General features: G+C 35.1%; 28 protein-coding genes, 1 other RNA gene and 1 pseudogene. 9 read left to right on the top strand and 21 right to left on the bottom strand.

Features of this window, described 5'->3' with window-relative positions; genetic code table 11:
- Nucleotides 1–43 precede the first annotated feature (43 nt).
- Nucleotides 44–1,177, top strand: coding sequence for an MFS transporter (locus tag D1867_RS06105; RefSeq protein WP_155863213.1), 1,134 nt, complete (start codon nt 44–46; stop codon nt 1,175–1,177).
- 30 nt (nt 1,178–1,207) lie between these two features.
- Nucleotides 1,208–1,819, top strand: a complete 612-nt coding sequence (locus D1867_RS06100; protein ID WP_162309153.1) for a cyclase family protein — start codon at nt 1,208–1,210, stop codon at nt 1,817–1,819.
- Here D1867_RS06100 and D1867_RS06095 read toward each other — a convergent pair.
- From D1867_RS06095 to cpsA, 9 genes are all read right to left on the bottom strand, one after another.
- A complete protein-coding gene (locus D1867_RS06095) occupies nt 1,776–2,402 on the bottom strand; it encodes a CHAD domain-containing protein (protein ID WP_338077984.1) in 627 nt (208 codons plus the stop codon). The genes D1867_RS06100 and D1867_RS06095 overlap by 44 nt on opposite strands.
- Nucleotides 2,377–2,994 (bottom strand): dTMP kinase, encoded by a 618-nt coding sequence (locus tag D1867_RS06090; protein ID WP_155863211.1) that lies wholly within the window; start codon nt 2,992–2,994, stop codon nt 2,377–2,379. The genes D1867_RS06095 and D1867_RS06090 overlap by 26 nt, the downstream gene beginning before the upstream one ends.
- Entirely contained in the window at nt 2,978–3,616 is a 639-nt protein-coding gene (tmk, locus tag D1867_RS06085; RefSeq protein ID WP_155863210.1) for a dTMP kinase, read from the bottom strand. The genes D1867_RS06090 and tmk overlap by 17 nt, the downstream gene beginning before the upstream one ends.
- Nucleotides 3,613–4,875, bottom strand: coding sequence for a Ppx/GppA phosphatase family protein (locus tag D1867_RS06080; protein WP_155863209.1), 1,263 nt, complete (start codon nt 4,873–4,875; stop codon nt 3,613–3,615). Before D1867_RS06080 ends, tmk begins: the two co-directional genes overlap by 4 nt.
- Complete coding sequence (sixA, locus tag D1867_RS06075) at nt 4,876–5,352, bottom strand: phosphohistidine phosphatase SixA (protein ID WP_155863208.1); 477 nt, start codon at nt 5,350–5,352, stop codon at nt 4,876–4,878.
- Nucleotides 5,353–5,398: 46 nt separating this feature from the next.
- Nucleotides 5,399–5,773, bottom strand: a complete 375-nt coding sequence (locus tag D1867_RS06070; RefSeq protein ID WP_155863207.1) for a cupin domain-containing protein — start codon at nt 5,771–5,773, stop codon at nt 5,399–5,401.
- A gap of 30 nt (nt 5,774–5,803) precedes the next feature.
- The gene (locus D1867_RS06065) at nt 5,804–7,180 is read right to left on the bottom strand and encodes an MFS transporter (RefSeq protein ID WP_155863206.1); all 1,377 of its coding nucleotides are present in this window, start codon (nt 7,178–7,180) and stop codon (nt 5,804–5,806) included.
- 904 nt (nt 7,181–8,084) lie between these two features.
- On the bottom strand, nt 8,085–9,092 hold the full coding sequence (locus D1867_RS06060) for a PTO1314 family radical SAM protein (protein WP_155863205.1): 1,008 nt from the start codon (nt 9,090–9,092) through the stop codon (nt 8,085–8,087).
- 33 nt (nt 9,093–9,125) lie between these two features.
- The gene (cpsA, locus tag D1867_RS06055) at nt 9,126–10,316 is read right to left on the bottom strand and encodes a carboxypeptidase CpsA (RefSeq protein WP_155863204.1); all 1,191 of its coding nucleotides are present in this window, start codon (nt 10,314–10,316) and stop codon (nt 9,126–9,128) included.
- A 114-nt stretch (nt 10,317–10,430) separates the two neighbouring features.
- Between cpsA and D1867_RS06050 the strand changes: the two genes are divergently transcribed.
- The gene (locus D1867_RS06050; RefSeq protein WP_155863203.1) at nt 10,431–11,720 is read left to right on the top strand and encodes a glutamine synthetase family protein; all 1,290 of its coding nucleotides are present in this window, start codon (nt 10,431–10,433) and stop codon (nt 11,718–11,720) included.
- On the top strand, nt 11,698–12,786 hold the full coding sequence (locus D1867_RS06045) for an amidohydrolase family protein (protein ID WP_338077983.1): 1,089 nt from the start codon (nt 11,698–11,700) through the stop codon (nt 12,784–12,786). The genes D1867_RS06050 and D1867_RS06045 overlap by 23 nt, the downstream gene beginning before the upstream one ends.
- Here the strand turns inward: D1867_RS06045 and D1867_RS06040 are convergent.
- From D1867_RS06040 to D1867_RS06025, 4 genes are all read right to left on the bottom strand, one after another.
- Complete coding sequence (locus tag D1867_RS06040; protein ID WP_155863202.1) at nt 12,783–13,436, bottom strand: HAD family hydrolase; 654 nt, start codon at nt 13,434–13,436, stop codon at nt 12,783–12,785. The genes D1867_RS06045 and D1867_RS06040 overlap by 4 nt on opposite strands.
- Nucleotides 13,437–13,495: 59 nt before the next feature.
- Entirely contained in the window at nt 13,496–14,182 is a 687-nt protein-coding gene (locus D1867_RS06035; RefSeq protein ID WP_338078107.1) for a TIGR00266 family protein, read from the bottom strand.
- A gap of 31 nt (nt 14,183–14,213) precedes the next feature.
- Entirely contained in the window at nt 14,214–15,629 is a 1,416-nt protein-coding gene (locus D1867_RS06030; protein ID WP_155863200.1) for an MFS transporter, read from the bottom strand.
- Nucleotides 15,630–15,783: 154 nt separating this feature from the next.
- Nucleotides 15,784–16,227: an EVE domain-containing protein gene (locus D1867_RS06025; protein ID WP_338077982.1), complete on the bottom strand. Its 444-nt coding sequence runs from the start codon at nt 16,225–16,227 to the stop codon at nt 15,784–15,786.
- Nucleotides 16,228–16,301: 74 nt separating this feature from the next.
- On the opposite strand from D1867_RS06025, the gene D1867_RS06020 reads away from it, so the two are divergent.
- Nucleotides 16,302–16,811, top strand: a complete 510-nt coding sequence (locus D1867_RS06020) for a DUF1286 domain-containing protein (protein WP_155863199.1) — start codon at nt 16,302–16,304, stop codon at nt 16,809–16,811.
- Between the two features lie 833 nt (nt 16,812–17,644).
- Here D1867_RS06020 and D1867_RS06015 read toward each other — a convergent pair.
- Nucleotides 17,645–17,991 (bottom strand): annotated as a pseudogene (locus D1867_RS06015) (PaREP1 family protein); the annotation flags it as partial.
- Nucleotides 17,992–18,168: 177 nt separating this feature from the next.
- On the opposite strand from D1867_RS06015, the gene D1867_RS06010 reads away from it, so the two are divergent.
- Entirely contained in the window at nt 18,169–18,402 is a 234-nt protein-coding gene (locus tag D1867_RS06010; protein WP_240872177.1) for a DUF504 domain-containing protein, read from the top strand.
- Between the two features lie 33 nt (nt 18,403–18,435).
- Nucleotides 18,436–18,720 carry a hypothetical protein gene (locus tag D1867_RS06005; RefSeq protein WP_155863198.1) on the top strand — a complete coding sequence of 95 codons (285 nt, stop codon included), beginning with the start codon at nt 18,436–18,438 and terminating at the stop codon, nt 18,718–18,720.
- On the opposite strand, the gene D1867_RS06000 is transcribed toward D1867_RS06005, so the two are convergent.
- Nucleotides 18,710–19,114 (bottom strand): acyl-CoA thioesterase, encoded by a 405-nt coding sequence (locus tag D1867_RS06000; RefSeq protein ID WP_155863197.1) that lies wholly within the window; start codon nt 19,112–19,114, stop codon nt 18,710–18,712. The genes D1867_RS06005 and D1867_RS06000 overlap by 11 nt on opposite strands.
- Nucleotides 19,115–19,138: 24 nt before the next feature.
- Nucleotides 19,139–19,480, bottom strand: coding sequence for a HEPN domain-containing protein (locus tag D1867_RS05995; protein ID WP_338077981.1), 342 nt, complete (start codon nt 19,478–19,480; stop codon nt 19,139–19,141).
- Nucleotides 19,481–19,542: 62 nt separating this feature from the next.
- Here D1867_RS05995 and D1867_RS05990 point away from each other — a divergent pair, with 62 nt between their 5' ends.
- Entirely contained in the window at nt 19,543–19,869 is a 327-nt protein-coding gene (locus D1867_RS05990) for a nucleotidyltransferase domain-containing protein (protein ID WP_338077980.1), read from the top strand.
- A gap of 125 nt (nt 19,870–19,994) precedes the next feature.
- Here D1867_RS05990 and ffs read toward each other — a convergent pair.
- The 3 genes from ffs to cimA form a co-directional block, all read right to left on the bottom strand.
- Nucleotides 19,995–20,302, bottom strand: an RNA gene (gene ffs / locus D1867_RS05985) — signal recognition particle sRNA.
- A gap of 22 nt (nt 20,303–20,324) precedes the next feature.
- Nucleotides 20,325–21,233 (bottom strand): 4-hydroxybenzoate octaprenyltransferase, encoded by a 909-nt coding sequence (locus tag D1867_RS05980; RefSeq protein ID WP_338077979.1) that lies wholly within the window; start codon nt 21,231–21,233, stop codon nt 20,325–20,327.
- Between the two features lie 4 nt (nt 21,234–21,237).
- On the bottom strand, nt 21,238–22,797 hold the full coding sequence (cimA, locus tag D1867_RS05975; RefSeq protein ID WP_155863196.1) for a citramalate synthase: 1,560 nt from the start codon (nt 22,795–22,797) through the stop codon (nt 21,238–21,240).
- Between the two features lie 55 nt (nt 22,798–22,852).
- Here cimA and D1867_RS05970 point away from each other — a divergent pair, with 55 nt between their 5' ends.
- Nucleotides 22,853–23,371 (top strand): hypothetical protein, encoded by a 519-nt coding sequence (locus D1867_RS05970; RefSeq protein ID WP_155863195.1) that lies wholly within the window; start codon nt 22,853–22,855, stop codon nt 23,369–23,371.
- Here the strand turns inward: D1867_RS05970 and D1867_RS05965 are convergent.
- Nucleotides 23,345–24,208 (bottom strand): ABC transporter substrate-binding protein, encoded by an 864-nt coding sequence (locus D1867_RS05965; RefSeq protein WP_240872175.1) that lies wholly within the window; start codon nt 24,206–24,208, stop codon nt 23,345–23,347. The genes D1867_RS05970 and D1867_RS05965 overlap by 27 nt on opposite strands.
- Nucleotides 24,190–25,059: a cobalamin biosynthesis protein CbiG gene (locus D1867_RS05960; protein ID WP_155863194.1), complete on the bottom strand. Its 870-nt coding sequence runs from the start codon at nt 25,057–25,059 to the stop codon at nt 24,190–24,192. Before D1867_RS05960 ends, D1867_RS05965 begins: the two co-directional genes overlap by 19 nt.
- Nucleotides 25,060–25,092: the final 33 nt, after the last annotated feature.

Below are 25,092 nucleotides of genomic sequence, written 5' to 3'. Positions count from 1 at the left end.
TTTCGTAAGATTTCTTATAAAAAACCTCGAGTTTTGTCTTCTTGTGGATAGATTTAATAAGATTTTCATAATAAATAATGGATTCTCAGCTTTCGGTCTAAATTTAATAGATATGACGCTCCTTTGGATTCTTTACTTGGCATTAAAGAATCCAATACTTTATATCCCAGTAGCCTCTGCAAATCCTGTAGGTACTTTATTACTCTCCAGTTTTATTGGATATATAGCAGATAAATATGATAGGAAGAAATTATTAATAATTTCTGGAACTATACACAGAGTTTTACCAATTTTTATAATATATTTCGTAATAATATCGTTTAACCCCGTCCTTGCAGTAATTTTATACGTTGTTAGAACCGGTCTTATGATAGTAACTAGTAATACGATAACGCCTAGTTTCATTCAAAATTTGCCAGAAGATAAAATGAAGAAAGTAATGTTTTATAATAGGATAGTTAAGGAGAGCTCAACTATATTATCAATAGTAATTTGGCCTTTGCTTTATACATTTTACAGCGGGTGGACAGTTATCCCGGGAATAATTTTAGCAACAATAGGTTTTATACTAATTTCTACATTGCCTTTAGGAGGCAAAGGAGGAAACAAAGTTAAGTTTAGAGAAGCCTTAAAGGAATATAGAAGAAGGGAAATCTTCTTTATATCAATGACTAATGCAATTAGCCAAGGGGCTTTAGGAATGGTTTATTTGTATTCTGCAGCAATAATTCAAATACTTCACGGTAACACTATTCAATACACTCTAGCACAACTAGGATTTTACTTATCCTGGATCATAGGACCCTGGATAATGACAAAATTTAACAATGTAACAAAATTAGTCGTAACGAGTTTTGCCATGTATTTCCTAGTATTTATAGTGTTGTCATTAAAGAATCCTTGGTTAATAGGCTTAAGTACTGGAAGCGTAGGAATTGGAGACTCTTTAACCGAAATAATTTGGATAAAAGCAATGAGGATGGCAAGGCAAGAATTAATGGCCAGCGTTCTAGGAATAGACGAATTCATTACCGCAGGCTTTAGGCTTGGGTATGGAAGTATTGCTGGAACTTTATATGCTACTGACTTTCTTGTAGTGCCTATTATAGGAGTTATTACAATAGCTGGAGTTGCCTTAGCTTACATAAAGAATGATGTATGGAAAATGAAAATATGACTTTAAATTTTCTCCATGCTTTATTTCATCATGATAATCGATTTATCCGTGCCAATAGAAAACGGGATGCCATATTTCCCAGGAGATCCTCAGCCTAAAATAGAGAAGATTGAAAAAGAAGATTATGTTATACATTCCTTGCTTCTTTCAACTCATACTGGAACTCACGTTGATGTTCCTTTTCATTTCATAAGTAATGGGAAAAAACTTGATGAAATAGATTTAACAAGGTTCTCCGGAAAGGCTTACGTCCTTGATGCTGAAGGTAAAAATATTCACTCCATAGAACTCCCTTCCAACGTTGATATTTTACTCATATACACTGGGACTAGTAAACTCTGGAAAAATGGATGGACAATGGATAATTACGCAACAATTGACGAAGAGTTTGCTAAGCTACTTGTAAGGAAAGGTTACAAGCTTGTCGGAATAGACTCCCCAAGCATAGGAAATTCCAAGGTTCATAGAATATTATTATCTAACGACGTTCTTATAGTAGAAAATCTCTCTTCAAATCTTGAAAAGATAAAAGGGAAGGTAGTGGACTTTATCTCATTACCTTTACCTATTAAAGGAGTTGACGGATCACCTATTAGAGCTATTGCTGTAGTGAGAAATGATGAAACTCATCCTGGTAAATGATAAATGACACAATAATATTGTTAGCTCTCTTCTTATAATTCTCAACGTCAATGTTAACCTTTCTACCTTCGCACTCCATTTTAAGAATTTCATCCCTTAAATCTCCCATTTCCTTGGCTAAATTAGATAGTTCTTTATTTTTATATCCTAAAGATTCTACAAGGTTTCTAGCAGTTCTAACTATTTTTCTTAACTCATGGAAATCTTCCGTTTTCTCTATTTTCTTCTGAAGTGAGAGAATTCTATTAAAAACTAGAAGTCTACTACCGTAAACTTTGGGCAGGAAACAGTAATTCATTACGTGAATTTTCTTTGAAACTCTCTCTGCTAGTTTATCCCTATTAGGTTGATAGCATATTACGTCCATATCCCTTATTACTCCTAACTTATGAATTAGATCCTTTGCCTTCAGTAGGCAATCTGGATTTTCATAAACTGGATATAGCGAATACAACACGTCAAAATATTTCCTTAGTTTAACCCTCCTATCGTGAATATCTTCTTTTGAAATTCCAGATATTGATAAGGCCTCTCTTAAGTTTTTATTGGCGTAGTCTTCAGGCCTCAAGTTTTTCAATTTCACTCACTATCTCCTTATTTACTTCATTAAAATCCCTTGCAGTATTTATTACTTTGGATGTGATAGATAATTCTACAAGGTATTTTTGGAACCTCTCTATATATTCATTATAAGCGCTGAAAACATCCTCTTTTACGCAAATATCAATTCCTGCACTTAAAGGATCTAAATAACCCCTTTTCTTTATTATTCTCTTCATTATTTCTTCCGGAGTTGAAACCAGAGAGAAGGAAAGCGAAGGTTTAGGAAATATGCTTAGCACTTCACTCATCCACTCTTTTTCTAATCCTCTAGCAAGTCCGTAAGCCATCAAGGTTAGAACGTAACCGTCTGCTAATGCAATGAATCCTGAGTCTATTGCTGGCTTAACCACGTTCTCTATTTGATCTGCCAAGTCTGTAACGTAAGCCAAGAATAGTGTTCTCCTCTCGAAGACTATTTCCTTTTTAACTTGAGCTATTCTTTCTCCTATTAGCTTTGACATTTGTATTCCGAAAGTGACTACTCCGTAACCTTCCTTCTCTAGATATCTCTTAACTGACTCTAAATGAGCTGTCCTTCCTGAGCCTTCTATTCCTTCAAAGGCTATTATCAAGAATTTCACCTAATACTTTCCTAATTTCCATTTGAATTTCCCTAGGAGTTTTGTTACCGTCTATTACGACAAAATTTTCCTCCTTAGCTATTTTATCATAGGCGTTAAGTATCATTGTTTGATATTTTAAGAATCCCTCTTCTGGAGGCAAATTAGGAAAAACGTCATAACCCGCCTCTTGGGGTTTTATATTCCTCCTAGCCTTCTTTATCCTTTCTAAAGCAACTTCTGCTGAAACTCTTATATAAAAAGTAACGTCTGGTTTAACTGCAAAGGAATAAAGTTTCTTAACCCATTCAATATCTACTCCTCTAACGCTATCTCTAGCATAGGCTGTGTAAATATATCTGTCACTTATTACTACGAACCCTGTCTTTAACATAGGTAATATAAACCTCTCATACCTATCAGTAAAATCTGTTGCATGAATTAAGCTGAAGGTAATAGGAGTTAACAAACCTTTTTTCTTAGCCTCTTTTATAATGTCGTGAATCCACTCTGAGGAGTTCCATTCAGTTAAATATGCGTCTCTTTTCATTTCTATCCAATCCTTTAATAAACTAGCTTGACTTGATTTACCTGAGCCGTCTATACCCTCAAAGGCTATTAATATACCCTTCAACCACTCCACCTAACGCCTAAAGGATAAGTTTCTACTATTTCTTTAACTATTTTACCATATTCATATAACTCTTTCTTTTTAAAATCTAAACCCACTGATTTAATATTCTTCTTCTTAATTTTACCTTTTGCAGCTTTACAAATTAATCCTATAGTTAATATTTCCTTCTGAGTAAAACCTGGAATGATAGCTGTCCTAGTCATTCTATAGCAGGCATCATAAGGATTAAGATATTCCGACATTTTAAACACTGAAGAAATGAACGCTGCAGAACCGACGTAAAATCCCATTTCTCCTTTTACCTTTTTTTCTGAATCGTAAAATACATCCCACGGAGGATCGAGATAATGATAAAAGGCTATTGCTTCTAACCATTTGTATCTATCAAGTTTTACTCCATCTGTCAATACTCCCTCTCTCATTCCAAAGGCAGAAACCATTACTTTGTCAGCATTAAAATGTTGTAAAAGCTCGTCAATAATCACAGCACCAGAATGAATAGTATAAGCCCTCTCCTTACTAATCCCGGGCAATGCAGATCTTTCTTCTATATCTAATGAAAAGAGTACTTTGGCGTACTTGCTAATTTGCGAAGAAGGTACTACATATCCATGAATAGAGTCAGAAGGAAAACCTGAGATTTTTTCATCTAATTTAGCTAAAGCTCTCATATTTCCTCCAGAGCCAATAACAAGTTTTGAAGGAGTTATAGAAATTGTTGAAATTTCATCTGAAACTATCTTTCTTATTTCCTTTTCTGAGTAAGTAGCCAATTTTAGCGCTCCTATAGGTAATTGATATACTTTAGTAATATTTCCAGCTTGTATCTTGGCTATTTCTAATGACCCACCGCCTATTTCAAAGATTATTGCGTCCTCTGTAATTGGTAAAGTATTAATAACTCCTGTTGCTGAAAATCTTCCTTCTTCTTCTCCAGAGATTATCCTTAAATCTTCACCAAGTATTTCAGATAACTTGTCAGAAACTTCCTCCCCATTTAATGCATATCTGAAAGCACTCGTCCCTACAGCTTTAACGTTCTTTACACCTTTAGTATTTATAAGGTTTTTAAATGCGATAAAAGCTTTTTCTGCAGTCTTAATCTTATCATCAGAAATTTTACTTCCTTCCTTAATACCTTCGCCAATCCTTACAAAATACTTCAATGAACCTAAAAGTCTGAAAGTATTATTCTGAAAAACATCATAAATTGAAAGTCTGAATGAGTTGTATCCTGCATCTATTACCGCAGAAAGCATTCAAATCAGCTTTAACACCTTTTGAGTTAAAAGCATTTTTAAAACTCCTTTGCCTTCAACTGGATTATAATCAACGATTGCAACTCCTCCTTTCTTAAGTTCTACATTACCTCCAGTTATTGTTCTAATTAATGAAGATAAATAAGGCTCATGTCCAACGACTAGTAATGTTGTATTATCCATTTCCTTAAGTTTCTCAATGAAAGCAGAAGGCTCTTTTTCCGGTGAAAGCTCGTTAAAAGTTTCAATTTTTTTATCATTGACTCCTAATTCGTCAAGTATAGCTTCAGCTGACTGATAAGCCCTAATGTAAGGGCTACTTAAAACTCTATCAAAAGTATAATCAAGCTCATCCAAGAAATTGGCTACTCTTCTCATTTGCTTTAAGCCTTTCTTAATTAATTTTCTATCTTTATCGTCTTTTCCATCTATCTGAGGCTCAGCTTCTCCATGCCTCACAATTATTAAAGTTATCATTATTACTTAATGTCAAGCAAGGAATTTAAGCATTATCTCAAAGAGCCTATGGACAATCCTCATTTAAGGTCTTTATACTCATATCGTCAACGTAATCTATTACACAGAAAAACTCTAATTCGTCTTCAGCAATAATTGCATGCTTAACTTGGCTATCGATAAAAATGTAATCTCCCTCCTTCAGCTCAAATTCCTTATCTGCAACGCAAACTTTACATTTTCCCTTAGTTATTATAACAGTCTCTTGGTACTTGTGTACATGCATTGGTATTACTCCCATCTTTTCTAAAGAGAATTTCCTTACTGCGTAATGTGCACCTTCATTTTTTGTTATTAACCATTGTATTTTAGCTCCTTTAGCACCTTTTATTGGAACTTCCTCCTTATCGACTTTAGAGATATTTGATAAGTAGAAATCCATATGAAGAAGGAGATTTTGTATTTAAAAAATTTATACCTTAACGTATTGATTCTCCATTGACGATTCTTCTAAAGGTTTTCCTTTAGTTTCTGGTATGAAGAAGTATGTTATTGCTGCCGCAAGGAAAGTTAACAAGCTAAGTATTAATGTTAATCCATCTACTCCTACTGAAGGCAATATGATTGTTGGAACAATCAGTCCAGCAATTGTTGCGCCTGTTCTTCCTGCTGCAACAGTAATTGATTGTACAGTGCCTCTAACCTTAGTAGGAGCTAATTCAACTCCAAGCATTCCTGCTGCACTAATTGAACCCGGCCCTGCCTGCATGAAGAAATTATACATTCCATAAACTGTTAATGCTAGAAAAGCAGGCAATAAAGGTCTAAAGAACGAGAATGACATTAACGAACCAGCCATTCCAACAAAGCCGATTATTTGCATTGGCCTTCTTCCTACTCTGTCAATTGTAGCTAAGGCTAATAATCCTCCCGGTACAGTGAAGAAGAACTCCATTACAAATTGGAAAACTGCAGGATTGTTTATCCCAACGCTTTTGGCTATTGTTGTTGGGCCAAATAATATTCCAGTGTATGCCGAGAGGTCAAACAAGAACCATAGTGAAGCAGCTGCTATGAAAACCTTCCATTGCTTTTCAAAGTATTCAGAAAATGAATTTTCATCCTTTAAATTTTCAGCAACTCTAACCTCTTTTCCTGCAACTTGCTTAACCACGTTCTCAAAGGCTTTCATATCTCCTTTTATTCTCGCCAAGTACCTAGAGGTCTCTGGTATTTTCCTCCTTAAGTAAATTACTGACGCTGCTGGAATTGCTCCTGCAGCTAGCACTACTCTCCACACAATATCTAATGAATATCCAAGGCTAGTTAATACAAGGTAAATTCCTGCGGCAACGGTAGCACCGAAGCCCCACATTAAACCAAAACCTAAGGCTATAATCTTACCTCTGTCCTTAGCATTAGCGTGTTCAGCCATTATCATTGGAGATAATACGTAATCTGCACCGACTCCAAGACCTAATAATCCCCTAACTAAAACTAGTTCAAGAGGGGAAGAGACGAAAGCTTGTAAAATTGCTCCTATGCTTAATAATGCAACATCTATTCCATAAAATGTTTTTCTTCCTTTATTGGCTAAAATTCCGAATATTATTGCTCCTATAGCTGCTCCTATTAATGCTGAAGACGAAACCAATCCTTCCCAATAATTATATTCTGGTGTCTTACTGTGTAGTCCGAAACTCGCTAATACTGCGCCTATTACAATCCCTATTGAGGATAAATCGTAGCCATCAGTAAAAACTCCCATTCCTGTAGTTAATAAGCTCTTTATGTGGAACATGTCAAATTTTTTATCGTCCAACGGTTTGAATACGTCGCTTAACTTCATATGTCTATGTAGTTATGCCATTTTTTAAACATTCTCGACATAAAATCGATAGGACTATATTTGCATATATTTACTCTAAAATCTATATAGATTTGTTAATGTATAATGTTAATTTTTAGATAGAAACTGACATATTTTCAACTCGTTCCTAAAATATGTATGTTACGAAAGTACTAGTCCAGGTTTCAGAAAAATACCTCTATCTTATGTGGTAATTAAAACATGGCGTCAATGAGCGACATGGAAAGTATATATTCAGAGACTGGAATTTTCGGGGTTACAGAAACGGGGGTTAAGGGGGAGGAAAGGGGATAGGTAACGCAAGAAAGTTTAAAAACTTTTAGTGACGCTAATGACGCTTCTCCTCAGCATTTTGAAAGCTCCTCACTCTTCCAATGCTCTGAGCCACCCGAATCGATGAACTCCCTTGGGAGGGAACCCTTCTAGGAGGAAGTCAGAAATAACCACGAGAAGGAAATAGAAGATCTATTATCAAATCCAGAAAAGTATACGCTGAAAGAAAACAATTTCACGGAAAAGGCTAAGGAAGTGAAAGTTACCCAATAAGCTTTCACGAGATAGCAGAATTGACAAAAAGAAGGCTATATTATACTTAAGAACGTGATTATAAAATAAGTAATCTCATCTTTTTTATCAATAAAATTAAAATTTATACTAAAGATGTAATTGTTATGTGTAACTAGTTAATCTTAAAACAACAACTAGGACAAAATGTAAGAAGAGCTTGTTTAAATTCAAAATATAAATGGAATTTCAATGACTATCTATATGGTTATCATGAATAAAAATAATTCCTATTTATAATTTAATATTCAAAAGAAAAAATTATAAAATTCAATATTTAATTAATTTTATATATTATTCATTATCTTTATCAAAAAGATCAAAATCCTAATGAAGTTGAAATGATAGATATCATTCCATCTATTATTCTTTCCTTTACTATCGAGAAGTTACTCCATGTAAATATTGAGGGTTCTAAATAGCAAGATAGCGCACATTTATTACAACTTTCGTATTTTTTCCAGTCATAGCTTTCCCAAAGGGATTTAATATCTATTTCCCAAATTCTTTTACTACCAGTGTACTCGTTAAGGACATAGCAGGGTAAAACTATCCTGCCTTGAGGATCTATATTAATTGTAAGCCAAGGTTTACAAGTCCAAGGAACACCTTTATACCACGAATTGAGTATAGCTTCAAAATACTCTTTCGTATTCATTATTGGTTTACCTTCTTTCTTCAAATAAAGAAGCCTCTCTAGGACTTTCCTTAATTTCTCTTTTTCTGGACTCATTTTGTCTGCTGTAGAATAATCATACGCTACTTGGAAATTAACTAAAACATCTAATTCCTCAGCTAAATTAACAATTTTTTCTGCCTCATCAAGATTTTCTCTAGTTAAAGTCGTAGAAATTGCTAAGGATACTTCCTCTTTTGCAATTTTTATACCTTCTAAAGTCTTATTGAAAGAGCCTTTAACGCCTCTTATTTCGTCATGAGTTTCTCCAATTCCATCAAGAGATACGAAAAGGTAGTCCAAGTATTTCTTTATTTCGTTAAACCTTGCTTTTAGTAGTAAACCATTAGTAACTAATGAAGTATGAAACCTTTCATGAGATTCTTTTAGAATTTCAGGCAAATCCTTCCTTAGAAGTGGTTCTCCTCCTTCAAAGCCCATAAAAATTACTCCGAGTTCCGATAGTTTTCTTAACATCATTCTCTCTTCTTCCAATGTTAATAATTTCTCATCTTTTCTTCTCCAAAATGGACACATTTTACATTTTAGATTACACGAGTAAAGCAACTTATGCCCTGCAATTACTGGTAATTTCTTTCTGTTAAATAGCCTTAAAATACCAGTGGATATAAAAGGTTTAACTTTAGCCATTGCAATTATTATTTTTAATATATACCTTTACCTTTATTTAAATGTACTTTCTTCCTTAGAGAATGAAATTGCCAACAAAGCTAGAGCCGCAGATCCATATTTTAGAATATCCTCATCTAGTTTAAACATAGGACTATGCGTAGGATATATACATCCTTTTTCCAGATTTCTAGTACCTATGAAGATATAACAACCAGGCTTTAATTGAAGATAACGTGAAAAATCGTCAGCCAGCATAACCGGTTCAATTTCTACTATCGGTCTTCTTAAGTTGCTAAGGATATCCATAGCCCTAGAAGTTATCTCTGGATAATTTATAAGGGGAGGACAATTGTCACTAAAGGTAACTTCGCAATCTGCATTAAAGCTTTTGCAGAGAGAGTCTACTAAGCTTTTTATTTTTGATTTAACTTTCTCGATAGTAAAAACGTCAAAACCTCTTACTGTACCTTCCATTACTGCCTCATCTGGTATAATATTGCTTTTAGTCCCGGAATGTATAGAAGTAATTGAAAGAGTAAATCCATCCAATGGGTTAACAATTCTGGAAGTTAATCCGTGAAGAAGGTTAACTATTTGTGCAGAAATAAAAATTGGGTCTAAAGTTGAGTGCGGAGAAGATACGTGACCTCCTAATCCCTTAACTCTTATTTTAAAATTTGAAGATGAGGGCATTAAAGCTCCTTTTCTAGTAGCAAAAAATCCCGAAGGAATAAAAGGCGATACGTGTAAGCCGAATACGTAATCTACATCGTCTAATTCATTATTAGAAATAACCTCTTTAGCTCCTAAATCTTCCTCTTCGCCTGCTTGGAAAATAAGTTTAACTTTCCCAGATAATAAATCCTTATTCTTTACTAGCAGTTGCGCAGCTCCTAAAAGCATTGCTACGTTAGCGTCGTGACCACAAGCGTGCATAATGCCGGGAATTTTCGAAGAGAATTGTAAATTAGTCTTTTCAGTTATAGGCAACGCACTTATCTGTACCCTTAATGCTACAGTTTTTCCAGGTTTTCCACTGTCAATTAAACCTATTACTGTAGTAGAAAGCCTCCTTGTCTGTATTCCTAAAGACCTTAGCTTTTCCTCTATAAGCCTTGACGTATTAGTTTCCTGAAACGGTAATTCAGGGTTCTCATGTAATATTCTTCTAATCGCTATTACATCATTCTCTATACTCTCGCTATCTTTCAAAAGTTTTTCAGCAATTTCTGTTATATTCATGTGGAGAGGTTTAATGAAAATGATATAATAAATTCATTCTAAATAATATGTAACAACAAACTTTTAGGATATCTATGAATTAAAGCATATTACCTTGTAGAAATAAATTATTTTATGCAAGTAGGACAGGAATTAAAAGAGAAAGGAATAGATATATTAAGATTTACTTGGGTCGGATTAGACGGTTATATAAGGGCAAAAGGTGCTTACGTAGATCACGTAGACGAAATGGTTAAGACAGGAATAGGGCTAACTAAGGCAATGTTTAGCTTTACTCCGATGGATACTTTATCTCCTTACGGTTCCTTCGGACCAGAGGACGAAGACGTATTCTTAGTTCCGGATCTCTCAACATTATCAATTTTCCCACCTTCTGCAATGGTGATCTGTAATCTTTATTCTAACGGAAAACCTTGGGAATACGACGTAAGGTCAACTCTAAAGTCTACGCTTGATAAAATTAAAGAAGAGTACGGATACGAATTTAGATCCTCTTTTGAGATTGAATTTTACTTGGTAAAAGATAAAAAACCTTATGACGATGCAAGGTGTTTTGATCCCTCAGCTTTTTACAATAATCCTGTAATTTCAGAAATTGCGAAATTAGTTGACGATAATGGAATAGATATACTGAGGATAATTAAAGAATACGGTCCGGGTCAATATGAATTTGACGTACTTCATAAGGATTCTTTAAGAAGTGCAGACGAAGTTGTAATTTTTAAGGAAATAGCTAGGCAAGTAGCTATAAGACACGGAATAGAGGCAAACTTTATGCCTAAGCCTTTCAATAAACTTGCCGGTTCTGGGCTTCACTTAAATCTAAGTATTTGGAAGGGGAATTCTAACCTATTTTTTGATGAGAAAGATAAACTTGGCTTAAGTGAAATAGCTTACAATTTTATAGCAGGTATTATTGAACATGCCAAAGCCTTAACTGCAATTGCCGCACCAACAATAAATTCTTATAAAAGGTTAGTTCCAGGGTCTTGGGCTCCAACGAAGATCGCCTATGGCTACAATAATAAATCGTCCATGTTAAGAATTCCAACACCTTATCCTGGTATGTCTTCAATTGACAGGAGAATTGAATATAGAGTTCCAGATCCTTCTACTAATCCTTATTTACTATTAACAGCATTAATACAAGCAGGAATGGACGGAATAGAAAGGGGATTAAAGCCTCCTTCTCCGGTTAATGAGAATGCGTATTATAGGAAAGACATAGAAGATTTACCTAGAAACTTGAGAGAAGCACTAAACGAGCTAAATAAGGATTCAATATTGAAGGAGAAAATAGGAAATAAGATTGTCGACGAATTCATAAAAGTAAAGACTGCAGAAGTAGAAGAATATGAGAGTTATGTAACGGACTGGGAATATGAAGTCTATAGAAAACTTTGAAATAGTAGATTCTCACTCTCATTGGTTCTCAGCAAAGGTTATGGACGAAAAAGAGTTCATGATGGCTTCTTCAGAGTCTTGGAGGGAAGAAGAACTACCTTCCTTATCCGATAGAATAGTTTCAATGAACTCTTGGAGACCTTTTTACCTAATGCTAAGAAACTATATGAAAAAATTACTTGGAGAGAATTTTATAGATGAGAGGAATAGAAGAATAAAAGACGATCCTGTTAATTATATAAAATTTTTAATGGAAGATGCTAAAATAAGAGCATTTGTTATTGACGAAGGTTTCGGTAAAAAAGAACAAGAAATACCCGTGAAGTATAGACTACTTTTTAGGATAGAGACCATAATAAACGAAAATCTCTTCTCATTACCCTTTGATAAGGCTATAGAAGTTTTTGAAGAGACTTTGAGGAGCAAAATAAAGGAAGAGAACTACGCTGGTTTTAAGTCAATAATTGCTTATAGGACAGGGTTAAAGATAATCTGTGACGAGAACCTTGCAAGAAACGACTTTTTAGATGAAGAAAGGGAATGGTTCGGAAGGAAAGCAAAAGGTTTCAGAGATTACTTATTTTGTAAAACCATGGAGATTGCGAAAGAATTAGATGTTCCGTTTCAAGTTCATACTGGAGCAGGGGATAGGGACATTAAGCTTGAACTTTCAAGACCTTCTTACTTAACAGATTTGGTTAGAAAATATGAAGGAAAGCTAGTTTTAGTTCACGCAGGATTTCCATTTCATAGAGAAAGTGCATGGATGAGTTACCTATTTCCTTCAGTATATTTAGACGTATCTCAAATCTTTCCATTTGCCACTACTGCAGGAAGAGATGTTTTAAGAGAGGTATTACAAATAGCTCCAGCAAATAAAGTAATGTATGGCTCTGACGCTTTTGAAATTCCAGAAATAGCTTGGATTTCCGCAAAATTATTTAGAAAATATATAACCTCAATTGTAGAAGAGATGGAAAATGAGGAAATTATTGACGAGAAGGATTCCTCGATGATAATAAAAATGATCGCAGAGGACAATGCGGCAAAGCTTTATGGCGTTTAAATTAGACCTTTAATTTCCATGTACCTTAATATGTCGTAGAGAGTCTTAGCCTTAATTTTTATCTCAGGATAAAAGTTAAACCTATCCAAAAGTATACCGTTAATAAACGCTCTCTTAGCTCCTATTACGTCAAGTTCGTAAATATCCCCTACATGTAGAAGAATATCTCCTACATATCTTTTAGCATAAGCAAATATCTTAGGATTTGGCTTAACTACGCCAATATCGCAAGAAGCTATTACTTTGTCTACGTACTTATCCAGTTCAAATTCTTTTACAATTTTATGTATTCTCTTAGTAGAATTTGAAACTATAACAACTTTGTACTTCTTTTTAACTTCCTTAAGAAAGTCGATAGCGTCCTCATAAAGGAAATAATCTTGGTACTTATCCTTGTTAGCAATTTCCTCTATTATTTTCCTACAAGGATGAATACCTAGTTCATAAAATAACTCGTGGAGGTTAAGGGGATTTAATCCTTCTTCATTGGCAAAGTTACTCTTCCCTAAGACTTTAACTAAAGCTCTAAAGAAAGTTCTTTCATCTATTTCGTACCCGTAATCCTTAAGTATTCCTATCATATATTCATAAGACCTTGGCCTAAAACCTACAAGCGTTTCGCCAAAATCTACGGATATTGCATAAGGCATGTGACTATATACTAAAGCGGAAAAATAAATATATCCTACTATTAGCTATATAGATCTATTTAGAACGGTAGACCTCCTTTCTGACCTCCAGGGAGGAAGGGCATTAACGCTGAAGCCATCTGCTGTGCAGTAATAGAGTGAATCCAAACCTTTCCTGGCCCTACAACTCTAACGAAATATAAACCTTCTCCCCCAAATAACATTGTTTTAAATCCTCCAACTCTAGTAACCGTGAATTGCATTCCTTCTTCTAACGCAAGTAAATGAGAAGCCTCTATATCTATGCTTTGCCCAGGCATTAAATTGATTTCATACAATCCGCCATAAGCATGCAGAAAAACTAGGCCTACACCGTTAAATGTAGCAAGAAATAGCCCTTCTCCTCCTAAAATTGCTGGAGCTAAAGGGGCAAGCCTAGCGTCATAGTTTACAGAATCTTCTGCGAATAAAAATGAATGAGATTCTACAAGAATTCCTTTACCATTAAGTTGTATTGGTACTATTTTTCCTGGAAAAACGCCTGCAATATTTACCTCTCCCGGACCTATAAGCTCAGTTACGAAAAATGTTGCCCCCGTTAATTCCCTTTTTATTGCAGAAAGAATTCCTCCTCTCATTTTTGCTTGAATAGTAACAGAAGAGCTCTTGGACATTATATGCCCTGCGTCAGCATAAATTTTCTCTCCAGGATTTAAGAAAACCTTAACGTATTGGATATCATCTCCTACAATTTGATATTGCAAAATTTCACCTTAAATAAGAAATAGAACGCAAAAATTAAGCCTTTTCTTCTTCTTCTTTTTCTCCTTTTAATTCTCCGGTAAGTTCTTCTAAGCTCTTCATTTTAGGCTCTTTTACGAATACAATAGTTATTACTGCACCAAGTATACTTAGTAATGATAGCATGATCAAAAGTTCCTTAAGACCCATTATTGTTAGCAAAGTTGGGAATAAGTAAGTGGTTATTGCTGCACCAATCTTACCTGCTGCTGCAGAAATACCGTGGCCAGTAGTCCTATAAGATGTAGGATAAACCTCGGCAGGGATAACGAAAGTTGTCGTATTTGGCCCAAAATCAATGAAGAAGAAGCTCAATGCATATAGCATGAACGCTGCCTCAGCTGGTATTAAGAACCCACTAACCTTAGGGCCTTTCGATGTGTAAGTAACTATCATTACGGCTGAAACTATGAGGTAAATTATTGCCATCATTACAAATCCTTGAGTTTGTATAACTTTCCTACCTAACTTGTCCATTAAAGCTACTGCAGTAAAGTATCCAAAGAAACCTACCATGAAAGGAATACCTGCAAATACTATTTCTTGACCTACACTTGAAGGCTGACCTAGAATTGATGAAACTATAGGACCGGAATAAATTCCTGTTCCATAGTATGCCATATCGAGTATTAGCCAAGTTCCTGCAGTTCCTATTAATAATTTCCAATATTTATCTAGAAACTCCGAGAAGGACATCTTTTTAACTTCTATTTTACTTAAATTCAACTTTGCACCCAAAAACGAAGCACTCTTTTCAGCTTCTTTCAAATCTCCTTTTACTAATGCGGCATACCTAGGAGTTTCAGGAACTTTCCTTCTCAAGTATATTACAGTTGCTGCAGGAATTGCACCAACTCCTGCCATAACTCTCCATGCAATGTCAGGAGGCAAAGTATAGGTAGAGATCGCTCCCACTGCCACTGCAACTAATGTTCCTATTCCTTGGTTAGCAAAGACTAATGAGATAAGTTTCCCTCTATCTTTAACGTTAGCGTATTCGCTCATTATTGTTGCCGAGATGGGATAATCCCCGCCAATTCCAACACCCATAATCATTCTAAATATTATTAACCATAGTAGATTAGGAGAAAAGGCACTAAGAAAAGCTCCTGCTGATAGTAAGCTTGCCTCTACTCCGTAAACTTTTTTCCTGCCTATTTTATCTCCTAGAATTCCAAATATTATTTGACCTAAAACGGCAGTTATTATTGCGGAAGAAGCTAAGATTCCCTCATAAAAAGAATTTAATTGAAAGCCAGGTAAGTTATACGCTTTAAAAATATCTATTATTGCGCCTATAATAAATAAATCATATGCATCTGTAAAAAATCCCATTCCTGAGGTATACCAAATTTTTATGTGATTGAAAGTTAGCTTCAAGCTGTCAATGCCGCTGAAAGGCGATCGGTTCATTAAGCCTCAAGCTAATATAGGATAACTAGGTTATATATATTACCTATATACATACGAGAGACTATATAGTGCTATATAGATTATGTATATTAGAGAATGAATAGAAAGTTAATAAAAACAAAAAATGATAATTACATTTATTAGGACTCTACACTTAGTAAATATGACCATTAAGGCATTCTTCAATTAGTTTTGCATCCTGTTCTGGTATAGGTCTCTTTAGATTTGCTGGAGCATTCCTAAGATACTTGGCTAGCTGTGCCTTATCTTCTATGAAAACTATCTTATCAAGTATTGACTTGAAATCACAGACTCCAATTATTACTGGCTCTACCCTAACTCTATAAGGAAAGAGTGCTCTATTCCTCACTTTCTCTTCTGGGAAAATTGGGGTCTCATCGCGGTACCATTCTGTCAAAACTTTTACTATGCCTACTATTTTTCCTCCGTAAACTTTAGCGTAATATTTACTTACGTAGATTATTAAATAATCTCCCTTGGCTATATATTGGCTTAAGTCTTGTTTATAACCGTAAACTCCTTCGTAACGAATAGTATCCCACATGTCCTCTTGAATCGGTATTAGCCAGTAGGTCACGGTATGCTATATAGTTTTATTACTTATAAATGTTGCTTGGCAAAGTTCAAATATTAATAAGAATAATTATTGTGATGAAATTAAGAACTCATTACGTGTTTTCTTTAGGCTTGTTATCATTACTTGACTCCCTTCTCTTGAGTAACTCCCTTGAAGTCATAATAATCTCAGGGATTATTTCCGTAACTGCAAACAACGTCATTGATTACTTAGGGCATGAAATAAAAGGAAAATACATATCTAGGACTCCTAGGACTCATACTCTACCAAGAAGCATTGGTTGGGGGTTATTAACTACTGTGCCAATCATCGTCGCTCTGTATTTCCTATCATCTACTGAACTGATCTTAATAACAATCCTAGACGGGATTATAGTAGGCCCTTCTCACATGCTCCTAGACATCTTCACTGAGAGAGGAATTTACCACAAGATTAATGGAAGGTGGAGGAGGATTGCCTTAGCTCACTTCTCTTATGACAATCCCGCAGTTAATGGTTTGGCAATACTGTTGGGAGTACTTATGCTGTTTGCGGCACTTCATCATTACTATTACGACTATCACTATTACCATTATTATTCCTGAAGAGATATTAAAAGAGGAAAAATAAAAATGGAAAAGCTTTTAAGCCTATTTTGCAAAACTAGAAAACGGGAAAGGGAGATGATGAGCCAGCCTAAGACAGAATGACTGCCGTGTGATCTAACCTTTCCCTCTAATTATCTTTAACCGTTATTAATTTTACTCCTTTTTTGTTGGAACGCAACCGGAAAATTGATTAAACTCCCCAGTTTATTGATAAAAAATTCTATCTATTTCACTTTCTTTTCCAACTCCTCTATCCTCGGGAAAATTTTTCTAATGGGTCAAAGTTAGCTATAAATACGTTATGAGTATTGAAGCCCTATACCCATTATATTTCTCTAGATATAAACAAAATTCTATTTTGCATTCTACCTTATCATCTTTCAAATCTATTTATGATGTATGTTTTTGAATTTTTGCTCATTATATTGCAAAAATATGTTTATTCTACACGTTAAAACATTCGTGATTGCTTATGAAATTGAAATGGTAGAATAATATATAGAACCCCCATTACTTTTTTGGATACGAAAACGTCATTCTACCCATTCCACTAATTATAGAAATAATACGCAAAACGAGAAGCTTAGAGTCAGGTCTTCATCGTGACTAAATGGCCTCCTCCCCGCTCTAAAGGGCGAGTTTGTCGTTTATCAGTAGAATGTTTGAAAAAATTAAAACTTTCTTGGGATATCCATTCCCTAGGCTTTCCGCCCCCTTAATCCCCATCTCTGTAAACGTTCCTTTTTAATTTTCTTAGGTAACATATATTCACTAATCACATCTTATCTTGAAGGCAAATCTTTTATTATCTAGCAGAATTTCTACTGAATATCAAAACCGTTATAGGAAAATGAGTGAAGAAGTAATGCAGTTTTAACTATTAACTGAACGTCATAGCCTAGCTTTTCTAGATCGTATGAATAAGACCGGTTGTGGGAGCAGAATAGCCTACTCTCTCGTACCAATCCTTTTCCTTCTCAGATTTAGATTTTAAGATATTATCAAAATTTTTTACTACTAAAGCACTGATTATTGCTTTAACTGCTATGAAAGCTTTTGAGGAAGCATTAGTAATCATTCCTTTTCTCAACATCTCTAAAGCGAGCTTACTCTCCATAAGCCCTTCCATCACTTTTACATAAATGTAAGATTTAGGATCCGTCTTATAGTCTAACATACATTAAGAATTAATTATGAGGAGAATCTTTAATAATTATTCCAAAACTACCATTAGTTACCCGTTTTTATTATATACACATTTTTATTAATTTTTAATCTTAACTAAGAAATAGCCATCTAGCATATGCGTAACTTTAGACAACATTTATTTGCTATTCTTGTAACTTATGTTTCATTGACTAGAATTAAAGATGTAATAAACATGGTATTATGGAAATATAAGGACAAGGTTTCAGAGTTTACTCTAGTGATCTCTGATAGGTTTCTCGTTAATGCTGAAATTCCTTTTGATAAGATTGAAAGAGTTGACAATTATTATATTTATTTAACTGATGGAGAAACTGTAATACCAATTCACAGAGTACTTGAAATAAGAAGGAATGGGAAAACGATATGGAGTAGAAAATAATTCCTTTTTTAATTTTCTGAGCTATTTACTCTTATGTTAAAGGAAATACTAAATAATTCCTCAATTTCAGAACTCCTCCAACAAGGAAAGGAAATTGACTGCACAAGAGAAGAATTCTTTTCTGAGCTAGACGAAATTATTGCTAAGGCTTCTGCAGAAGGATATAAGGTTGAAGGACCTACTCTCTCTTACGATAAGGGCTTAAATAAGCTTACCTACGACGTCAAGAAAGATAACAAGAAAGTTGGAGAAATTTCACTCTATTACGGAAATTTTTATAGGAAATATATTCAATACGTTAAATTCTCTAAATCGTAGTTATTCTTGCAATTAATTCGTCTGGCAACTCTATAGCCTTCCACGTCTTAGGATTTATTGAGGCTTGAACTACGTAACCTTCTGTAGTCTTTTCTCCGTCCTTGAAGATATTCATATCAAAGCGTATAATCTTCTTAGAGATAGCCTTTGGTGAAAGAACTACCGAAATCTTATCTCCCAACCTTAGAGGCCTCTTATAGACAGCGTGAGATTCAACAATCACGAACCAAAGGTCGTCGTTTACTATAGGATATTTTATCCCAACTTTTTCTTGCATGTATTTTTCTATAGCATTAGTGAAAAACCGGTAATAAGAAGCATAATGAGCTATTCCTTGAGTATCGGTATCATAAATTCTTACAGTCTCCTCAAATACGAATTCTGCTTGAGCCATATGATATTTTCTAAAAAGTGAATATTAAGGTTTCATTTGAGATTTAACCCAATTCCTTACAATTTCACTCATCTTTATGCACTCTAAAGCTTTCCTCTTATCGTAGCTTGTCGCTATTGAAGATCTTGACATAGTGTAGTGCGGAGTTAAAAAATCGCAAGCTTGATAAACTTCTTCTGTAGCCTTTACTCCTAGAATTTTCTCAACTTTTTGCAATAGTTCACTAAGGTCGTGAGTAAAAGTGTGAGAGCCAGTGTATTTCATTTCTATCCCTTTTAGCATAAACTCTACACTTTGTTGTGAAGCAAAGCACGAAAACCAATAATATCCTCTTTCAACCATTTCTTTGGCAATGAAATTCGTCACTCTTGTGAAACCAAAACTTTTCTACCACAACGCTCTTTTTCCTTTGAGAGCTTTAATATCTTGTGGAGAAAATAGTTGAAAATTTCGTGGAGAAGGTAAAAGAGAAATATGCAGGCAAAGTTACAATAGTATTATTCGGCAGTAGGGCTAGGGGAGATTATTGGCCCTCCAGCGATTACGATTTCATTATCTTTCTAGAGAAAGTTGAAGATAAGATAAATGAAGCGTACGAGCTGTACAAGTTGAAGAAGGGGTTTTCGGCAGATATAATAGTTTTTTCCAAAGATGAATTAAAAGAGAAAATTGTGGAAAAGATGTTGGAGAATAAGGTCGTAATATATGATGGGCTTGGACTTTTTAACTCAGATACTAAAGGATTTAAGCCTTAACTGGCTATACTATATTCAGTGATGACGCCGCGCTTTTATGAACGGTGAAGAATCCTTGCGCTGCTGATTCTAAAAGTCAGTTTCTAGCAAAAACATCATTTTTCAGTAGCCCTCCAACTCTTCATGGGTCGGACCCCCTATTCCACGACCGCCGACAGTCTAGGGTTTACCCCGAGCCTACCTCTGGCCGGTGACCAGTAAGCGCTGACGTCCGGGTACTGCTGCCCCCTTCCGGATCTAGCAGATTCCCCCGGCAAGTATGGTTCCCCTCCTCCCTCCAGAGGAGGAGACCATAGCCGCCAGCCCTACTGGGCGGCCTTCATTGTTCGGCTCGGCCCGTAGACTGCCACGTGTCGTGGAATAGGAGTTACTGGTGCCCGCTTTACGCCATGCGGGAACAGGAGGTGGCGGGACTCCCCACCCTACCCGACCCAAGAATAATCTATATAGTTAATCTAAAAAAATTTAGGTATGCCTAAAAGAACGTCTATGTCTATCCCTAAACCGAGGACTATTGAAGAGTAAATATTATAATAGAACGCAGAACCAAAGTTTCCTCTATTAGCTAAGAAGTATGCATAAGCCATTATTAGTCCGTGAGCAATAGTTGATGCATAAGCTATTGGGCCTAAATTATACATAAAGTCGGCTAAAAAGTCTAAAATAACTGAAGCGAGCTGATTTAAGCCCGCAAATTTTAATGCAAAACCGCCCAGTAAAACAGCGAAGCTATGCAAACCCATTTGCTTATCAAATTCTGCATCAGGAATGTGGTTATATAAATCAAAGCCTAAAGCCCAGAATATTGTAGCGATTACAAATGGCCAAGGTACAGCTTTTAGAACACAATATAATGAATGATAATAAAGTCCAGCGCTGGCTACTGCACCGCTAAATACCGCTAAGCCTTGTATTGAAGCAAGATGATAATTAGCAAATGCGGTGTATCTTTTCATGTAAGGATAAGTCATTACTATTAATGCTACTATAGGAGAAAGAACAAAAGCCCAAATATTAACGAAGTATGCTGAAATGAAAAATCCCGCTAATCCTATTATTATCAGAGCTTTAGCTTCCCATACCTTTATCGCTCCAGTAACTAAAGGCCTAGTCCTAGTCCTAGGGTTTTTAGCGTCAATTTCTCTATCAGCTAAATTATCATTAGTCATTCCAGCAATCCTTAAGAAAAAGAGGGCTGAGAAGATGAGTAAGATGGTTTGTATCGGTGGTATTCCTCTTATTGCTACAAAAGCCCCTAGATAAGCCATTGGTAAGCTAAATAGAGTTTGTTCTATCCTAAGAAACCTCATTAAAGTGTAAAACTTTCCTTTATTTGCCGAAGCGGCTCCAGGATCCCAGTTCACACTATTAATTGAGGATTTCGGTTTTTAACTTCTTGCTAACTTGGAGATAGTAATCTAGACCGTCTATTAAAGCTATAACTGAAGCCTCTATTACGCTAGTTGAAACTCCTTCAGTCCTCCAATTATCTTTACCGTCAGTAAATTCTATAGTTACTCTAACTAAGCTTTCAGTGTTCTTTATTTCCCCGGGTAATACTACTCTATAATCTATTAGCTTAACGCGTGAAAGCTCTGGATAAACCTTTTGTAAAGCATTTCTTACTGCCATATCCAAAGCGTGAACGGGCCCTACACCTTCTGACGCTTGTAATTGAGAATTCACTTTAACTACAGCAAGTGATAAGTTCCCGCTTTCGTTTATAACTTTCCAATATTGTAAGTCAATGAACTTCGTATAAATTCCGAGTTCTTTCAAAATCTGAAGTACTGCAGAGGCAGGAGCTAAATCGAAGCTGTAACCCTTATTTTCCATTTCCTTAATTTTTTGTAATGCTTTTCTTAGTCTCTCGTCTTTTTTATCTACTTTTATTCCTATTTTTTCTAGATAGTTTAGTAAGTTGGAAGAGCCTGCTAATTCAGATATCACTATCCTTCTTTGGTTACCTACTAACGTTGGATCAATATGCTCGTAAGCTCTAGGAACTTTCATTACTGCGTCAGCGTGAACTCCTGCCTTATGAGAGAACGCATTATCTCCAACGAAGGGTTGATACGGATTAGGATGCAGTCCAGAAAGTTCGTAAACCAGTCTAGATACTTCTTTTAATTTCGTTAAATCTGGAATTACTTTAAAGCCCATTTTAAGTTGCAGATTTGGAATTACTTGGACTAAATCGGCATTACCTGTCCTCTCCCCTAAGCCGTTTATTGTACCTTGTACATGCCTAGCCCCTGCAAGAACTCCCATTAAAGTATTTGCAACGGCACAGCCAGAGTCGTTATGCATGTGAAGTCCTACTTTTATCTTCAGCTCTTTTACTACCCTCGACGTAATTTCGTAAATTTCATGAGGTAATGTACCTCCGTTAGTATCTGCAAGAGCTATTACAGAAGCCCCAGCTTCTTCGGCAGTTTTTATTACTTCAAGGGCATATTCTTCGTCTTCTTTATAACCTTGGTAGAAATGCTCTGCATCAAAAATCACTTCCAATCCATGGTCTCTTAAGTACCTTATGCTATCATATACTAACTCTAGGTTCTCTTCTTTACTTACCTTTAAAACGTGAGTAACGTGAAGAGTCCAAGATTTGCCGAAAAGTACTGCAACCTTTACTCCGGAGTCTATTATTGCATTTAGGTTCTTATCCTCATCGGCTCTTACTCCTTTTTTCTTAGTACTACCGAAAGCTGCAACTTTAGCCTTTAGCGAATATTTACTTATTTCCTTGAAGAATTCCTCATCTTTAGGGTTTGACCCAGGCCATCCTCCTTCAATATAATGCACTCCTAGGTCATCTAAAGCTAAAGCTATCCTTATTTTATCATTTAACGTGAAAGATACGGAAGTAGTTTGCGCTCCATCCCTTAATGTTGTGTCCAATACCTCAACTAATTTCTTGATCAGCCATATGCTTAATGTTTAGAATAATTATAAAAGCTTGATTATAGAATAACACGCTATGAATTTTAAGGTAATCCTTATAGGCGTTATAATTTTTCTAATAGGATTAGCTGGATTACTACTCTTACCATTATATTTCCCAAATTATTCAATAGTTAACAATCAGTATGTTAAACATTATTCAACAGTTACTATTCCCGGAAATGCAGGTAAGATAGTTTTAACATTTAACATTACTAAAGCGAATAATTCCATTATAGCGTTTATAAAATCTGGTAATGCAAATATATCAATACTTAATGGTACTTACTTTTCACATGTGATTTGCAATAAGCAAAGTATGGTTAGTTTAATCTTATCGCCAGGTTGCTATGAAATGGAAATTATAAATGACGAAAGTACCCCTCAAAATATTACATATACTTACGGAATTTTCAATGCAGGTTTTATCACCAGCTTTTACAATGGCCTTGGAATAATAACTACAATAATGGAAATAATAGCCGTGGGTGGAATAGCTTTGGCGTTCATTTCTTTCATTTACGAGCTACTATCTATTAGGAGACGTAAAAAGTGACCTTAACCAAGGTATCGAATCTAAGATAAAACTAGGGCCCATATGAGCTAAATAATCGCCTTTAGTAAATACTAGCCTAGCTCTAAATTGTTGTAAACCTCTTTCTTCCATCTTTTTTAGAAATCTTTCCTTCTCATATGCTGTAAGCCTTTTTGGTTCATAAATGAATAAGTCAGGATTTCTGTTCAAGATTTCTTTATCTTCGGGAGTAAAATACGCCTCGTCCTTATCGTCGAAAATATTTTTTCCTCCTACTATAGAAATCGCATCACTGACGTGACTAGGAAAACCAATAGTTATTGGCCCCCCCAAATCGAATTCTACGTAAACTTTTATATTTCCAGGATTATAGTTTTCTGCAATTTTTTTCCTTAGCATATTTACTAATTCTCTTCCTTCATTTTTTCTGTCCACCACTTCGGCTATAATAATTACATTATCTATGATCTTACTTACGCTAGTTGCTACTTGCATAGGATAAACTGTAAAACCCAAGTTGATCAATTTTTTAGTTAAATCCTTCTGGGCACCCATAGTAGAGAATATTAAATCTGGCCTGTTCTCCTCTAAAAAGTCCAAGTTTACGTGAGTATAACTGCCTATTTTAGGCAATTTCCTTGCCTCTTCTGGTCTGTAACTAAAAGCGTCAGTGGCTATAATTTTATCCCCTAAACCTAAGAAAAACAATGTTTCAGTAGTAGCAGGATCGAGACTTACTATCTTTTTTAAAGGCCTCTTAATTTCTACGTAGTCGTCAAGTACTGGATTATAAATTTTCATATTCTCTTCTCTTCTTTTTCCCTTCCATCCATTTAATTTTATTTTACTCCTAAGCATGTTAGTACTCCGTAAGCTCTCTTAGTTTTCTTTAATATTACTCTAGCATTAACAAAATCTAGGGAAGGCTCGCATGGTTGCTTCTCCTTAACGTAAATAACCGTAGAATTAAAGGACTTTGCAATGTCTTGAATTTTCTTATCCCCATTTTTAGATTCTGAGGTAATTATGAAGTTTACAGTACTCCTAAGAATGTTTATGGATTTCAATGTGGAAATTATTGAATAGTAGATAGCTTCTTTAGGAGTATCCTTAGAATACGATAAAGCTATCACCAAAGATAAGGGCTTCATTATTATCCTTTTATCGTCAATTTCCTTATCTTCTTCCTCAGTATCTGTTTTAATTATAATGTCAGCATCTTCTTCCTTCCTTGTCAATTCGTATCCTTCAACAGTATGAATATCTATATTATTAGAATAAACCTTAAGCTTTCCTGAATTTAGCAGTTTTTTCTCCAATTCATCAATTTTTTCTCTATTTATTATTTCTAAACCATTGACCCACGCAAACTCTTGAATACTATAGACGCCTTGTTGGGAAGTTCTTGAGGTTAAAACTAACTGAGAGCCCAAAAGGTCAGCAATAATTCCTGCTATAAAGGAACCGCCGCATTTTTCTTTGAACAAAGGAATAACGTAACTCCCGTCGTCAGTTACACCTATTATTACTGGAGTTTTAGTAGAGAACTTCTTTACTCTATAAATAATTTCCTCTATCGGATAAAAATAAACTTGTACTTCTTCTTTGCTATCTACTATAAAATATCCTAACTCATCTAAGCTGTTCCTAACCCTCTTAGCAAGTTCGTTAGAACTCTCTGCTATAATTTTTATTCTAGATACATACAACCCAAGTAAAAATTATTTTCGAGGTTTATTAGT

This window comes from Acidianus infernus (assembly GCF_009729545.1).
Classification (GTDB): domain Archaea; phylum Thermoproteota; class Thermoprotei_A; order Sulfolobales; family Sulfolobaceae; genus Acidianus; species Acidianus infernus.
The sequence above is the reverse complement of the archived record's forward strand: the minus strand, read 5'-3'. Positions and strand labels throughout refer to the sequence as shown.